Raw genomic sequence first — 14,222 nt, 5'->3', positions numbered from 1 at the left:
GGCAACGGCGTCATCCACAAAGAGCCGCCGCCGCGCTGCGCCCGTCAGGCCCTGACGGAAACCAGCGGTGGCTTGGCCGGCGTGATGGCCTCCGCGCTGGCGGGGTGGGCAGCCTGTGCCGCCTGCGCCTGCGCTGCCTCGCGAGTGTGCTGCCGGGTGTCGCTTACGGTGGACGAACCGGTGACCTTGTCGGTCGTGCGGGCCTTGGCGGCCGCATCGGTATTGCTTGTGCCCGAAGCGTTCTTGGATGCGTTGTGGCGGTTCTCCAGCCGGGTCTCGGCTTGCTCGAGGCCGTTCTGCGCCTGAAGGCGCGCGATCTGCGCCTGCACGATCTGGATCTGCTGGCTCAGCAACTGGGCCTGCTCGCGTGCTTGATCGGGCGGCAGATTCTGCGCGGGAAGATCCTGCATCGACTTCTGCAGGTTCTTGAGCTGGCGCTGCAGGCGCTCGATGTCGGCGCCCGAGCTGCTTCCGCTGCCCGATGCGCCGGCGGTCGCAGTAGAAACGGAAGGGGAGGAAAGTTGCATGGCCATCTCGCTGATCAGTACGCCTGTCAACGGATGGCGGGCGGAAAACTTTAGGGTTCGGCCCAACAAATCTCATGAGTCTTTATCGCTGACGTTCTGTTGAAAAGAACGAAGGTTTGTTGTAAAGAACAAATTCGGCGATTTTTTGGTCGGTGGACGTCAATTATCTCCATGATCGGGGACGTTTACGGGTTTACGCCCGTTAACCCGGTCGTTTATGGTCTATAAAATAGAACAAAATTCCATAGAACAGAACGCATCGAGAAAGGCGCGTTCACGGAGACGCCCATGCTTCCTTCCCCTCCGGCCCCGAGCGGCCGACTCCACGCCGGGTTGCCGGCGGTCCAGCTCAATCAGGTTTCGGTGCGGTTCGGCAGCTTCACGGCCGTGCAGGGCGTTGACCTGTCGATTGGTGAAGGCGAATTCGTCGCCGTGGTCGGGCCGACGGGCTGCGGCAAGAGCACGCTGCTGAACGCCGTGACCGGGCTGCTGAAGCCCGCTGGCGGCAGCGTCACGGTGTTTGGTGAGCCGCTGACGGGGCTGAACGGCAATGCCGGTTTCATGATGCAGCAGGACTCGCTGCTGCCCTGGAAGACGGCGCTCGACAACGTCGCGCTGGGCCTGGTGTTCCAGGGCATGCCGGTGGATGAAGCCCGCGAGCGCGCCCGTCCGTGGATGAAGAAGGTCGGCCTGGCCGGCTTCGAGGCGCGCTATCCGCATCAGCTCTCGGGCGGGCAGAAGAAGCGCATCAGCATGGCGCAGACGCTGATCCTCTCGCCCAAGATCGTGCTGATGGACGAGCCGTTCTCGGCGCTCGACGTGCACACGCGCCACCTCATGCAGAGCGAGTTGCTGCGCCTCTGGCAGGAAGACCGCAAATCGCTGCTGTTCATCACGCACGACCTGGAAGAGGCCATTGCCCTGGCCGACCGCGTGGTCGTCATGTCCGCCGGGCCCGCCAGCCGCCCGGTCGGCGATGTCGAAATCACGCTGCCGCGCCCGCGCAACGTGTCTGAAATCAACATGTCCGACGCGTTCATCCGCCTGTATCGCGAGATCTGGTCGATCCTCGGCACCGAAGTGGAGAAGAGCCATGCCGTCCAGCACTAACACGATGTCTGCCGTGGGCACGCAGCGCGCCGGTCTGGCGCACAAGACGAAGATCCGCCTGTTCCAGTTGGCCGTGGTGGTGTTGATGTTCGGCTCGTGGGAGGGCCTCGGCCGCGTGGGCGTGGTCGATCCGTTCTATTTCTCGATGCCGTCGTCGATTGTCGCGCGTATCTGGGAGTGGTTCTCCGGCGGCGACATCTATACGCACCTGGCCATCACGCTGGCCGAGACGATTCTCTCGTTTGGCATCGGCACGCTGCTCGGCATCAGCCTGGGGCTGTGGCTCGGCTTGTCCAAGCTCGCGGCCGAGGTGCTGGACCCGTTCATCAAGGTCTTCAATGCGATCCCGCGCATCCTGCTCGCGCCCATCTTCGTGATGTGGTTCGGGCTGGGGCTGACCTCCAAGGTGGCGCTGGGCGCGACGATGGTGCTGTTCATCACGTTCTTCAATACGTACCAGGGCGTGCGCGAGGTGAACCCCGTCATCCTGGCCAACGCGCGGCTGCTCAAGGCCAGCCGCATCAGCCTGCTGCGCCACGTGTATGTGCCGTCGGCCACCAGCTGGATTCTCTCGAGCCTGCGCGCTTCCGTCGGCATGGCCGTCATGGGCGCGATCGTGGCGGAATACCTCGGCTCGTCTGCCGGCCTGGGCCACCTGATTGCGCAGGCCGAAGGCGTGTTCGATGCCACCGGCGTGTTTTCGGGGATCGTCGTGCTGTCGGCCTTCGTGATTGCGCTGGACCGCAGCGTCGATGCGCTCGAAGGCAAGTTGCTGGTGTGGCGCCCGAAGGTCGACCCCGAAACGGGCGCCTGAGCCCCAATCACAATGATGGAGACAACCATGAAGCGATGGATTTCGGCCCTGCTGTGTGCGGCCGTCTGCACGGCAGCCAACGCCGCCGAGCCGGAGAAGAAGGACGTGAGCCTGTCGGTCGGCTCGATGATCCTGAACTACATGCCGGTGCCGCTCACGCAATCGCTGGGCAACTTCCAGAAGGAAGGGCTCAACGTGAAGGTGGAGAACTTCCAGGCCGGCGGCAGCAAGGCGCTGCAGGCGCTGATTGCCGGATCGACCGATGCGGTGGTCGGTTTCTATGACCACACCATCCACATTCAGGCGCAGGGCAAGGACATTGTGTCGGTCGCGCTGCTCAACACCACGCCCGGCATCGTGCTGGCCGTGCGGCCCGACCTCGATATCAAGAGCGGCAAGGACTTGAAGGGCAAGAAGATCGGCATCACCGCGCCAGGCTCGTCCACCGATCTGTTTGCGCGCTATTACGCCATCAAAAGCGGGCTGCAGGTGAACGACGTGTCGTACATCGCCGTGGGTTCCGGCGCGCCGGGCATGGTGGCGCTGGATCGCAAGGAGATCGATGCACTCGTCAATTTCGACCCCGTGGCGAGCCTGCTGGAGAAGCGCCGCGCCGCCAAGTTCCTCGTCGATACGCGCACCGATGCCGGCTCCAACGCCGTGTTCGGCGGCCGCTACCCGACCGCCACGCTGTACGTGACGCGCGACTTCATGACGAAGAATCCGGAGACGGTGCAGCGCCTGGTGAACGCCTTCATCCGCACGCTCAAATGGATCGACGCCAGCACGCCCGAGGCCATTGCCGACAAGATGCCCAAGGAGCAGCAGGTGGGCGGGCGCGACGTGTTTGTCGATGCGCTGCGCCACTCCAAGCCGATTTTCTCCAAGGACGGCCTGATGACCGATGCCGATGCCAAGGTGGCGCTGACGGTGCTCTCGAGCTACGACGAAAAGATCCGCAACGCCAAGATCGACCTGGCGAAAACGTACACTAACCGCTTCGTCGACCAAGCCCTGAAGACGGTCAAGTGAACCGTCTCGCCCAACCCGCCATGACCGCAGAGCGCCAAACCACCCAGAACGAGATCACGCCCGCCGCCAACGAGGGCGATGCCGCCACGCCGGGGCAGTCGGGCGTGGCTGCGCTGGACCGCGCGTTCTCGATCCTGTTTGCGTTCCGCCCCGGCGATTACGCGCTGACGCTGGCCGAGCTGGCCGCGCGCACCGGGCTCTACAAGAGCACGATCCTGCGGCTTGCCGGCTCGCTCATCCAGCACCGCATGCTGTTCCGCCTGGAAGACGGCCGCTACCAGATCGGCGCCGCCCCGTTGATGCTCGGCGCGCTCTACCAGCGCAGCATGCGCCTGGGCGACGTGGTGCTGCCGCACATGCGCGCGCTGGCTGAGGCCACGGGCGAGGCGGTGTCGCTCTACATCCGTGAGCGCGATGTGCGTGTCTGCCTGCACCGCGTCGATTCGAACCATTCGATTCGCGATCACGTGCGCGAGGGCGACGTGCTGCCGCTGGAGCGCGGTTCGGGCGGGCGCGTGCTGTGCGCGTTCTCGGGCATGCAGGGTGCCACGTACGACGCGATCCGGCGCGATCACTATTACGTCTCGATCGGCGAGCGCGATCGGGAAACGGTGGGCCTGTCGGTGCCGGTGTTTGGCGTGCAGCAGGCGCTGCGGGGTGCGCTGTGCCTTGCCGGTCCGGCGTCGCGCATCGACGGGGCGCTGCTCCAATCGTGGCGCGTGCCGGTGCTGGAGCACGCCGCGCAAATCACGTCCACGCTGGGTGGCGACCCCGCGCCGCTGCGTCTCGCTGCCCAACTGATCTCTAAAACCTAGGCTCCGCCAAGACGCCCAACTTCCTGAACGGGCGAGGGGCGAGCCGACTGTGTAGCAGGAGTTGTTTTCATGGCTTTGCCTCTCGTGGGTTTGCGCGTGCTCGACTTGTCGAACGTGCTGGCCGGGCCGTTCTGCGGCTATCAGCTGGGTTTGCTCGGCGCTGAAGTCATCAAGATCGAGGTGCCCGGCAATGGCGATCTCGCCCGCCGTCTGGGCGCCGATCCGGAGCAGGCGCGCCGCAAGATGGGCGCCTCGTTCGTCGCCGTCAATGCGGGCAAGCAGTCCGTCACCGTCAACCTGAAGCACCCGGAAGGGCGCGCGATCCTGCTCAAGCTGGCGGCGCAGGCCGACGCGCTGATCGAGAACTACCGCCCCGGCGTGATGGACCGCCTGGAACTCGGCTACGACGTGCTGCGCGAGGTCAATCCGCGTCTCGTCTACTGCGCCATCTCGGGCTTCGGCAAGGACGGCCCGCTCAGCGGCAGACCCGCATACGACCAGATCATCCAGGGCATTTCCGGCGTGATGAGCGTCACCGGCGACGATGCATCGGCGCCGCTGCGTGTCGGTTACCCGATCAGCGACACGGTGGGCGGGATCACGGCGGCGCTGGCCGTCACCGCATGCCTGCTCGGCGCGCAGCGTACGGGGCAGGGCTGCATGGTGGACGTGTCGATGCTGGAATCGACGCTTGCCACCATGGGCTGGGTCGTCTCCAATTACCTGAACGCCGGTGTGACGCCGCAGCCGATGGGCAACCAGAACTTCACCGCCGCGCCGTCGGGCACATTCACCACGGGCGATGGACTGATCAACATCGCCGCCAACGAAGACAAGCAATTTGCCGCGCTGTGCCGCGTGGTGGGGCATCCGGAACTGGCCACCGACGTGCGCTTTGCCGAGCGCCATGCACGCAAGGAACATCGCCAGCAGCTCAACGATGCGCTGGAAGCGGCGTTGGCCGCGCGTCCCGCTGCTGAATGGGAGCCGCTGCTGATCGAAGCCGGCGTGCCGGCCGGGCTGGTGCTCGACGTGCCTGGCGTGCTGGCGCACGAACAGGTGACGGGCCGCGGCTTCGTCACCTCGTTCCCGGAAGCCGGGCAGCACGTGACGCGCGCGGGTTTCCGCCTCTCGGGCGAAGACCCGTGCCCGCAGACACCAGCGCCGTCGCTCTCCGCCCATACCGACGACTGGCTCGCCAGGCTCGGTTACCGCCACGACCAAATCGAAGCCTTGCGCGCCGAAGGCGCCATCTGATCATGACGACCGCACCGACACAGGACGCCGCCGGCCTCGCTGCCGATTACTGGCGCACCGACATCATTGACATCGAACCGGGCCGCATCCACGTACGCGGCTACCCGATCCAGGAGCTGATCGGCCAGATCGGCTTTGCCGAAATGATTTGGCTGATGCTGCGTGGCGAATTGCCGGCCAAGCGGCAGGCGGCTTTGCTGGAAGCGGCGCTGGTGGCATCGGTCGATCACGGCCCGCATGCGCCATCCATTGCGATCGCGAAGATGGCGACGAGCTGCGGCTTGCCGCTCAACGGCGCGATGGCGTCTGCGTTGAATGCGCTGGACGACGTGCACGGCGGAGCGGGGCAGCAGGCGGTCGAGCTGTTCCACGATATCGAGGCGCGCATCTTCGACGGCGCCTCGCTGGAGGCGGCCACGGCGGCGGGTGTCGACGCGTTCATCGCTGCGCATGGCAAATACCTGCCGGGCTTCGGGCATCGTTTTCACCCCGTCGACCCGCGCGCGGGGCGCCTGCTCGCGCTCGTGGACGAGGCGGCGCAGGACGGCGTGGTCGGCGGGCGCTATGCCGCTATCGGCCGCGCCATCGAAGCACTGCTCTCCAGCCGCAAGGGCAAGCCGATTCCGATGAACATCGATGGCGCCACGGCCGTCATCTATGCGGAACTGGGTTTTGCTGCGCCGTTGGCGCGCGGCGTGTTCTGCCTGTCGCGTGCCGTTGGCATCCTGGCGCACGCCTGGGAGCAAAGCGGCCGCGGCGAGCGCAACAAGGGCCCGATGCCGCGCCAGTTGCCGTACCGCTATACCGGGCATGCCACGCGGCATCTGGCTCACCCTGAACCCGCCACCGCGCCATGACGTATTTCAACTGGCCCATCGTCGAAACGACCGTCTTTGCGGAGATGCCGGGCGCCTTGCGTCGCCCGATGCCGACCGAATGGTCGCGCGCCAACAAAGGCGGCGCGCCGGTCGATTGCTTTCTGGAAGGCCCGTGCTGGGATGCACACGGCAATCTCTGGCTGGTCGACATTCCGCATGGCCGCATCCTGCGCGTCTCTGCGCAGGGCGATTGGGATGTGGTGGCGGAGTACGACGGCGAACCGAATGGCCTGGCGCTGCGCCATGACGGCACGCTTCTGATTGCCGACTACAAGAATGGGTTGCTGTCGCTCGACCCCAAGACGGGCGCGGTCACGCCGTTCCTCACCCGTCGCAACAGCGAGCGCTTCAAAGGCCCCAACGATCTGATCGTCGCCCGCAACGGCGATGTGTATTTCACCGATCAAGGCCAGACCGGCCTGCATGACCCGACCGGCCGTGTGTATCGCCTGCGCGCGGATGGCCGGCTCGACTGTCTGCTCGCCAATGGCCCGAGCCCCAACGGTCTGGTGCTGACGCCCGACGAATCCGCGCTGTTCGTTGCCATGACGCGCGACAACGCCGTCTGGCGTTTGCCGCTGCTCGCCGACGGCAGCACGAGCAAGGTCGGCCGCTTCGCACAGTTCTACGGCACCAGCGGCCCGGACGGCATGGCGATGGACGCAGCCGGCCACCTCTTCGTCGCGCATGCATCGCTGGGCGCGGTGTTCGTCGTCTCGCCGCATGGCGAACCGCTGGCGCGCATCGCGTCATGCCGGGGGCGCACCACCACCAACGTTGCACTCACGCCCGACGGGCAATCGCTCGTCATCACCGAATCCGCCACGGGCACCGTATTGCGCGCCCGCTGGATCTCGCCGCTCCAAGATTGACGGCACACGTGAGCGGTTGCTGCGGCTCACGTTGTCCTACAGCTGTCCTACAAGAAGGGCGGCCGTCAGATCGTCAAAATTTCCCCAATTTGTCCTCATGAAGGCGGTCAAGCCGCACTTTTTGCTGTGCTGCAGCACGGGAAGTGACGGTACCGTCCTTTCGCGCCTCGGCAAGCTCATCGCTCGGCGGTTTTTTGTATCGTTTAAGTAGACGTGTCTGGTTTAGATAGACAGAAAGGTAGGAGTCGTCCTACAAAATCGCCATTTGACTGTAGGACCGCTCCTACAAAATTGGCCAAAAACGGGTCGGAACTGTCCTACACGGCGTGTAGGAGTGGGTCAGAAGTGTCCTACAAGCGGTTAACCCGGCATCCGATGCTCACAGTCGCAGAAGTGCGACGCCTTCTTTGTTGATTTTCGGCAACTTTAGGCAATTTAATTGCTATCTTTGGCCGTTCATTGGGGTAAATACGTGTCAAACACCCGCTTTAGCGCATCGTCCACCCAGGGCTGTTGCGTCGGCAAAGGCTTCATTTGCAACGTTTATTAACAGATTTGTAGGAAAATCGCCTACAAGAGATCGGACTACCTCACCCCTCCGACGTAGGGGTCCCCCCTTCTTTACTTAGCCCGGACGTAAACCCACAATGTGTTCAACAGAAAACAACTTCGCCATGTCTTTAGCGACGTGAGTAAGAAGGAGCAGGAAGTGCCGACAACGGCGCCGACTGCAGGAACATCCGATCTGTGGGGATTGGTGAACAGCCCGGCGAGGGTAGGCGCAAAAAGAGAGCGCCACCGGACGTCACCATGCGAGATCGGATGCAAGTTGTACTTTTACTGCACACGACGGGACATACATGGACACGCAAGACATTGTTTCCGAGATCAGCGAACTGAATCTCACCTACTTGATGCTTGCCCAGCAGATGCTGGCCAAGGATCGCGATGCCGCGCTCTTTCGCCTGGGCATCTCTGAAGAATTGGCAGACATCCTGTTGACGATGTCGCCCGCGCAGATCGTCAAGCTGGCCAGCACGAACATGATGCTGTGCCGCTTCCGCTTCGACGATCACGCCATCCTGGGTCTGGTGACCCAGCCGCACCGTGACAAGGGCCTGCAGCAATCGCAAATGTCGATTCTGCTGGCACGTCAGGCGGTTGAGCAGATCAGCTGAGCCATTTGCGGCGGGTTTTTCCGCCGGGTTCAGAGATTGCACTTTGGATGGGTAGTAAGCGAAAGCGGGAGCAGTGCCATGCGTCACACCAGCGTCATGAACGAAGTTCAGCAGATCCACCTCGCAGCGGAATTGATTTCGCTCGGTGCGCGCCTGCAATTGCTGGAACAGGAAACCACGCTCAGCCGTGAGCGTCTGGTCAAGCTGTACAAGGAAATCCGTGGGGAATCGCCGCCCAAGGGCATGCTGCCTTTCTCGGCAGACTGGTTCCTGACGTGGTCGCCGAACATCCATTCGTCGATCTTCCTGAACATCTACCGTTTTCTGGGCGAGAACAGCCGCAGCACGGGTGTGCGCCGCTTGATCTCGGCCTACAAGCTGTACCAGGAACATATTCACGTCCACGAACAGGAAGAGGTGCTTTCGATCACCCGCGCGTGGATGATGCTGAAATTCTTCGAGGGGAAGATGCTGCACACCGTGAAGTGCAAGCGCTGCACCGGCCATTTCGTGGCCCACGCAGACGACCTGCACCACGATTTCGTGTGCGGTGTGTGCCAGCCGCCGTCACGCGCAGGCAAGAAAAAGCGCGTCGCTGCTCCGGTTGATGCGATCGCAGAAAAGACGGTCGACGCCTGATCACGGCATTTGCAAGAAGACGGGAATACAGGAAAAGACGGGAGCACGGAAGTTGCAGGACCGCCGGGGGATGGACAAAAAAAGGGCGGACGGGAAATACGGGTAGCAGTACGGGAAATACGGGAATAGCCGGCCAGATCGGCACATAACAATACAAAGAACAAAGAGCAGGAACACAGAGCAGGAAAGCACAGGGGCTCAGGCAGGACAAAAGGGGAAGGGGGTAGGCCGGTCGCAGGAAACTGCGGACCGGCATTTTTTTGCCGCTGGGCGCAGAAAACGGACGAAAAAGTCGGGACGGAAAGCGATTTCCGTCCCTTTTTCTTTGGATTCCCCCAGGGGAACGTCTTCTTTCAGCCAGGTGGTGCTCAAGCCGCCCGTTTTGTTGCCGTTCTTGGGGAAGAAGGGCGCGGCGGCGGGGTTTCGCAAGGTTCGCGCAGCAGCAAAACCAGGGGCTCCGGCCTTCAGTTAACCGGGGGAATGCCGATATTCCCCTTTGTATTGATCGAAGGATCGCCCATTCAGGAGTTCGCCCCGTGTTAGTTGCCATCGGTTACATCGTGATTCTCGCGTCGGTGTTCGGCGGCTACATGCTGGCCGGAGGACACCTCGGGCCCTTGTTCCAGCCGACCGAACTGCTGATCATCTTCGGCGCCGGCATTGGCGCCTTCGTGGTCGGCAACGACAAAAAGGCCATCAACGCCACCGTCAAGGCGCTGCCGGGCCTGTTCAAAGGCTCGAAGTACACCAAGGCCCTCTATATGGAAGTGATGGCGCTGCTGTACGTGGTGCTGTCCAAGATCCGCCGCGAAGGGATGATGTCGATCGAAGCCGACATCGAAGCGCCGCACGAAAGCGCGCTGTTCGCCAATTACCCCGCCATCCAGGCTGATCACCACGCGCTGGATTTCATCTGCGATTACCTCCGCCTGATGGTCGGCGGCAACCTGAATCCGTTCCAGATCGAAGCGCTGATGGATCAGGAAATCGACACCCACCACCACGAAGCCGAGCAACCGGCCCGCATCATCACCAAAGTGGGCGACGCCATGCCGGCCTTCGGCATCGTGGCCGCCGTGATGGGCGTGGTGCACACCATGGGCTCGGTCGGCCTGCCGCCGGCAGAGCTGGGCAAGCTGATCGCGTCCGCGCTGGTCGGTACGTTCCTCGGGATCTTGCTGGCGTACGGCTTCATCGGGCCGCTGGGTTCGCTGCTGGAGCAGCGCGCCGAAGAATCGACCAAGTTGTTCCAGTGCATCAAGGTGACGCTGCTGGCCAGCATGAACGGCTACGCCCCGGCCATTGCCGTGGAGTTCGGCCGCAAGGTGCTGTTCTCGACCGAGCGTCCGTCCTTTGCCGAGCTGGAAGACCACGTCCGTGGCGCCAAGACAGCGTAGCGCTGAACCCCATATGACACAGAGCGTGGCCAACGAGCCAAGCCATTAACGACGCAGCACACACCGACGGGAACGGACCATGAGCAAGTCCAGCACGCCGACCTTCATTGTCATTCGGCGCAACAAGAAAGGCGGACACGGCCACCACGGTGGCGCGTGGAAGATCGCCTACGCCGACTTCGTGACCGCCATGATGGCGTTCTTCCTGCTGATGTGGCTGCTCAGCTCGGTGACCAAGGCCGAGCTGTCGTCGGTCGAAACGTATTTCCGCACGCCGCTGAAGGTGGCGCTGTTCGGTGGCGCCGGTTCGGGCGACCAATCGAGCATCCTGCAGGGCAGCCCCGCGCTCAAGCAGAACATGCCGCAGCCGAACCCAAGCCCCAGCCCGACCGTGCAGCGCCAGCGCAACATCCGCGACGAATCGGACGATGCGGCGCTCAACAAGCTCAAGCAGAAGATTGCCGAGATGGTCGAGACGAACCCGGTGATGAGCCAGTTCAAGCACCAGTTGCTGATCGACATGACCACCGAAGGCCTGCGCATCCAGATCGTCGACCAGCAGAACCGCCCGATGTTTGCCAACGCCAGTGCCGAAGTGCAGCCCTACATGCGCACGATCCTGCGCGAGCTGGGCTCGGCGCTGAACGACGTGCCCAACCCAATCAGCCTGTCGGGCCACACCGACGCCACGCAGTACGCCACGCAGCACGGCTACAGCAACTGGGAACTGTCGGCCGACCGTGCCAACGCATCGCGGCGCGAGCTGGTGGCCGGCGGCATGAAGCCCGAGAAGGTCAGCCGCGTGGTGGGCCTGGAGGCATCGGTGCCGCTGGACAAGGCCAACATCTACAACCCGATCAACCGCCGCATCAGCATCGTCGTGCTCAACGCACGCGCCGCAGAAGCCGTGCGCTCGGGCGGGGTCGAGCCGGTGGCCGACCTGCGCAATGACGGCAAAGACACGCTGACCGACGCCGCCGCACGTGCCACGGGCGTGGCCGACGCGGTGACTGCGGCCAAGCCATAAAGAGCGCCGAGGGGAGAAACAGTCAATGAGCGAGAAACACATCCTGGTGGTGGACGATTCCACATCGATCCGCCGCATGATTGCCGCGTGCCTGCGCGAGTGCGGCTTTGCCGTGACGGAAGCCGGTGACGGCACCGCCGCGCTGGAAGCCGCGCGCACCGCGGCCCAGGGCAGCCACCACCTTGTGATCACCGATCAGGTGATGCCGTCGATGGACGGCCTGACCCTCATCCGTGCGCTGCGCACGCTGCCGGCCTACGCCGACACCCCGATCCTCATGCTGACCACCGAGGCAGACAGCACCATCCGCGACCAGGCACGCGCGGCCGGCGCGACGGGCTTCCTGCCCAAGCCGTTCGACCCGGATGGGCTGACGGATTCGGTGATGCAGTTGCTCGAATGGCATGCGCAGACCCACGGGTCTGCATCGACGCATTAAACGACCGAGACGACAGATATGAACCTCGACCTTAGCCAGTTTTTCGGCGCCTTCTTCGAAGAGGCGGAAGAGCTGCTCGTCGACATGGAGCGGCTGCTGCTCAACCTCGATGTCGCCAATCCTTCTTCTGATGATCTGAACGCCATCTTCCGCTGCGCGCACTCCATCAAGGGTGGTGCTGCGACGTTCGGTTTCACACACATGACGGAACTCACGCATGTGGCCGAATCGATTCTGGACCGCGCTCGCACCGGTACCTTGCAGCTGCGCGAAAACATGGTGGATGCCTTCCTGGAAACGAAAGACGTGTTGAAAAGCCAACTTGATGCCTACCGGCAAGAGCACCCCATCGATACGGCCACGCTCGAATACATGGTGGCCAAGCTCAACAGCCTGACCGCCGAGGAAGGCGCCCCTGTTGCCGCCGCACCGGCGGCTGCGGCGCCCGTGGTGGCGACACCCGAACCGGTGGCTGCGCCTGAACCCGAGCCGGTGGTCGTCGAAGCGCCTGCGGCCGACGCCGTGGGCGACATCGAAGGCGGGCTGGACATCAAGCTCATCAACGTCTCGAACGAAGACTGCGAGCTGATCGTCACCGAACTCAAGCACCTGGGCACCGTGCTGCGCCACGTGCGCACCGGCCGCAACAGCGACATCGTGCTGCAGAGCACCTGCACCGCCGACGACATCATCGCGGTGAGCTGCTTCATCATCGATGCCGACCAGATCGTCATCACGCCGCACGTCGGTGGCGCGGCGCCGGCTGCTGAAGCCGCTGCGCCGGTGGTGGCGGCACCGACTCCCGCTGCCGCACAGACGGAAGTACACGCCCCGGCCGCCAACGAAGCTGCGCCGGCACAGCCGGTCGCAGCGGTTGCGGCCGTTGCCGCCCCGATGCCGACCCGCCCGGCTGCTGCCGACCACAAGCCGGCCGTGGCCGCCGAAACGTCGATCCGCGTGGGCGTGGAAAAGGTCGATCAGCTCATCAACCTGGTGGGCGAACTCGTCATCACGCAGGCCATGCTGGCGCAAACCGCGCAGGCCTTCGACCCGGTGCTCAACGAACGCCTCTTTGCCGGTCTGTCGCAGCTCACGCGCAACGCGCGCGACCTGCAGGAAGCCGCCATGTCCATCCGCATGATGCCGATGGACTACGTGTTCAACCGCTTCCCGCGCCTGGTGCGCGACCTGGCGCACAAGCTGGGCAAGCAGGTCGAGCTGTCGACGTTTGGCAAGTCGACCGAACTGGACAAGGGCCTGATCGAACGCATCATCGATCCGCTTACGCACCTGGTGCGCAACAGCCTGGACCACGGCATCGAACTGCCCGAAGCCCGCGTGGCCGCCGGCAAGGACGCCACCGGCCAGCTGCTGCTGTCTGCGGCCCACCAGGGCGGCAACATCGTTATCGAAGTCAGCGACGACGGCCAGGGCCTGAATCGCGACAAGATCCTCAAGAAGGCCCGCGAGCGCGGTCTGCCCGTGTCGGACAACATGACCGACGACGAGATCAACCAGCTCATCTTCGCGCCGGGCTTCTCCACGGCCGACCAGGTGACGGACGTGTCCGGCCGCGGCGTCGGCATGGACGTGGTCAAGCAGAACATCCAGTCGATGGGCGGCTACGTCGAAATCCAGTCGCAGAAGGGCAAGGGCACGACGATCCGCATCGTGCTGCCGCTTACGCTGGCGATCCTGGACGGCATGTCCGTCAAGACCGGCGACGAAGTGTTCATCCTCCCGCTGTCGTGCGTGGCCGAATCGCTGCAGCCGCGTCCGGAAGACATCAAGGCCGTGCCGGGCGGCGGCCGCCTGCTGAAGGTGCGCAACGAATACCTGACGCTGGTGCCGATGTACGAACGTTTCCGCATCACGCCGTCGCTGCCCGATCCGTCGGAAGGCATCGTTGTGATTCTGGATTCGGAAGGCAAGAAGATCGCGCTGCAGGTGGACGAACTGGTCGGCCAGCAGCAGGTGGTGGTCAAGAACCTCGAGACCAACTACCGCCGCGTGCCCGGCATCTCGGGCGCGACCATCCTGGGCGACGGCAGCGTTGCACTGATCGTCGACGTATCGGCACTGATGCGCGAGACCCGCGCCGGACATTCAGAAAACGCGATGCGTGCCGTTACTGCCGAAAAGCACGAGATGGGCGAAGCACAGGGCGGTCGTTTCTCGACCGAGGCGATGGCCGCGGCATAAGCGTTCACGCCTGCAAGGTGGAATCCGCCACCGCA

The 14,222-nt window shown here is 63.8% G+C and carries 14 protein-coding genes; 13 read left to right on the top strand and 1 reads right to left on the bottom strand.

Annotated features, from left to right (window positions below; genetic code table 11):
- Positions 1-44: 44 nt before the first annotated feature.
- Entirely contained in the window at positions 45-557 is a 513-nt protein-coding gene (locus FUT88_RS07015; protein WP_147214372.1) for a FlxA-like family protein, read from the bottom strand.
- A gap of 258 nt (positions 558-815) precedes the next feature.
- On the opposite strand from FUT88_RS07015, the gene FUT88_RS07010 reads away from it, so the two are divergent.
- The 13 genes from FUT88_RS07010 (at position 816) to cheA (ending at position 14,187) form a co-directional block, all read left to right on the top strand.
- Positions 816-1,637, top strand: a complete 822-nt coding sequence (locus tag FUT88_RS07010; protein WP_147214371.1) for an ABC transporter ATP-binding protein — start codon at positions 816-818, stop codon at positions 1,635-1,637.
- The gene (locus FUT88_RS07005; RefSeq protein ID WP_147214370.1) at positions 1,621-2,451 is read left to right on the top strand and encodes an ABC transporter permease; all 831 of its coding nucleotides are present in this window, start codon (positions 1,621-1,623) and stop codon (positions 2,449-2,451) included. The genes FUT88_RS07010 and FUT88_RS07005 overlap by 17 nt, the downstream gene beginning before the upstream one ends.
- Before the next feature lie 27 nt (positions 2,452-2,478).
- The gene (locus FUT88_RS07000) at positions 2,479-3,483 is read left to right on the top strand and encodes an ABC transporter substrate-binding protein (RefSeq protein ID WP_147214369.1); all 1,005 of its coding nucleotides are present in this window, start codon (positions 2,479-2,481) and stop codon (positions 3,481-3,483) included.
- A gap of 20 nt (positions 3,484-3,503) precedes the next feature.
- Positions 3,504-4,298, top strand: a complete 795-nt coding sequence (locus FUT88_RS06995) for an IclR family transcriptional regulator (protein ID WP_009240454.1) — start codon at positions 3,504-3,506, stop codon at positions 4,296-4,298.
- Positions 4,299-4,367: 69 nt separating this feature from the next.
- Positions 4,368-5,555, top strand: a complete 1,188-nt coding sequence (locus tag FUT88_RS06990; protein WP_147214368.1) for a CaiB/BaiF CoA transferase family protein — start codon at positions 4,368-4,370, stop codon at positions 5,553-5,555.
- Positions 5,556-5,557: 2 nt separating this feature from the next.
- Entirely contained in the window at positions 5,558-6,412 is an 855-nt protein-coding gene (locus tag FUT88_RS06985; RefSeq protein ID WP_147214367.1) for a citryl-CoA lyase, read from the top strand.
- Complete coding sequence (locus tag FUT88_RS06980; protein ID WP_147214366.1) at positions 6,409-7,305, top strand: SMP-30/gluconolactonase/LRE family protein; 897 nt, start codon at positions 6,409-6,411, stop codon at positions 7,303-7,305. Before FUT88_RS06985 ends, FUT88_RS06980 begins: the two co-directional genes overlap by 4 nt.
- Before the next feature lie 860 nt (positions 7,306-8,165).
- Positions 8,166-8,483 carry a flagellar transcriptional regulator FlhD gene (flhD, locus tag FUT88_RS06975; protein ID WP_004627783.1) on the top strand — a complete coding sequence of 106 codons (318 nt, stop codon included), beginning with the start codon at positions 8,166-8,168 and terminating at the stop codon, positions 8,481-8,483.
- 78 nt (positions 8,484-8,561) lie between these two features.
- Positions 8,562-9,122: a flagellar transcriptional regulator FlhC gene (gene flhC / locus FUT88_RS06970; protein ID WP_092972206.1), complete on the top strand. Its 561-nt coding sequence runs from the start codon at positions 8,562-8,564 to the stop codon at positions 9,120-9,122.
- A 536-nt stretch (positions 9,123-9,658) separates the two neighbouring features.
- The gene (motA, locus tag FUT88_RS06965) at positions 9,659-10,519 is read left to right on the top strand and encodes a flagellar motor stator protein MotA (protein ID WP_027679318.1); all 861 of its coding nucleotides are present in this window, start codon (positions 9,659-9,661) and stop codon (positions 10,517-10,519) included.
- A gap of 79 nt (positions 10,520-10,598) precedes the next feature.
- Positions 10,599-11,546 carry a flagellar motor protein MotB gene (gene motB, locus FUT88_RS06960; protein WP_147214365.1) on the top strand — a complete coding sequence of 316 codons (948 nt, stop codon included), beginning with the start codon at positions 10,599-10,601 and terminating at the stop codon, positions 11,544-11,546.
- Positions 11,547-11,571: 25 nt separating this feature from the next.
- Positions 11,572-11,985: a response regulator gene (locus FUT88_RS06955; RefSeq protein ID WP_027679316.1), complete on the top strand. Its 414-nt coding sequence runs from the start codon at positions 11,572-11,574 to the stop codon at positions 11,983-11,985.
- 18 nt (positions 11,986-12,003) lie between these two features.
- Positions 12,004-14,187, top strand: a complete 2,184-nt coding sequence (gene cheA, locus FUT88_RS06950; protein WP_147214364.1) for a chemotaxis protein CheA — start codon at positions 12,004-12,006, stop codon at positions 14,185-14,187.
- Positions 14,188-14,222: the final 35 nt, after the last annotated feature.

Source organism: Ralstonia sp. TCR112 (assembly GCF_007997035.1).
Taxonomy (GTDB): Bacteria; Pseudomonadota; Gammaproteobacteria; order Burkholderiales; family Burkholderiaceae; genus Ralstonia; species Ralstonia edaphi.
This window is presented reverse-complemented; position numbering and strand designations above follow the sequence as displayed.

Excerpts from the sequence above, each read along its gene's own strand:
- FUT88_RS07010 (WP_147214371.1), top strand. The coding sequence starts at position 816 with ATGCTTCCTTCCCCTCCGGCCCCGAGCGGCCGACTCCACGCCGGGTTG.
- FUT88_RS07005 (WP_147214370.1), top strand. The coding sequence starts at position 1,621 with ATGCCGTCCAGCACTAACACGATGTCTGCCGTGGGCACGCAGCGCGCC.
- FUT88_RS07000 (WP_147214369.1), top strand. The coding sequence starts at position 2,479 with ATGAAGCGATGGATTTCGGCCCTGCTGTGTGCGGCCGTCTGCACGGCA.
- FUT88_RS06995 (WP_009240454.1), top strand. The coding sequence starts at position 3,504 with ATGACCGCAGAGCGCCAAACCACCCAGAACGAGATCACGCCCGCCGCC.
- FUT88_RS06990 (WP_147214368.1), top strand. The coding sequence starts at position 4,368 with ATGGCTTTGCCTCTCGTGGGTTTGCGCGTGCTCGACTTGTCGAACGTG.
- FUT88_RS06985 (WP_147214367.1), top strand. The coding sequence starts at position 5,558 with ATGACGACCGCACCGACACAGGACGCCGCCGGCCTCGCTGCCGATTAC.
- FUT88_RS06980 (WP_147214366.1), top strand. The coding sequence starts at position 6,409 with ATGACGTATTTCAACTGGCCCATCGTCGAAACGACCGTCTTTGCGGAG.
- flhD (WP_004627783.1), top strand. The coding sequence starts at position 8,166 with ATGGACACGCAAGACATTGTTTCCGAGATCAGCGAACTGAATCTCACC.
- flhC (WP_092972206.1), top strand. The coding sequence starts at position 8,562 with ATGCGTCACACCAGCGTCATGAACGAAGTTCAGCAGATCCACCTCGCA.
- motB (WP_147214365.1), top strand. The coding sequence starts at position 10,599 with ATGAGCAAGTCCAGCACGCCGACCTTCATTGTCATTCGGCGCAACAAG.
- FUT88_RS06955 (WP_027679316.1), top strand. The coding sequence starts at position 11,572 with ATGAGCGAGAAACACATCCTGGTGGTGGACGATTCCACATCGATCCGC.
- cheA (WP_147214364.1), top strand. The coding sequence starts at position 12,004 with ATGAACCTCGACCTTAGCCAGTTTTTCGGCGCCTTCTTCGAAGAGGCG.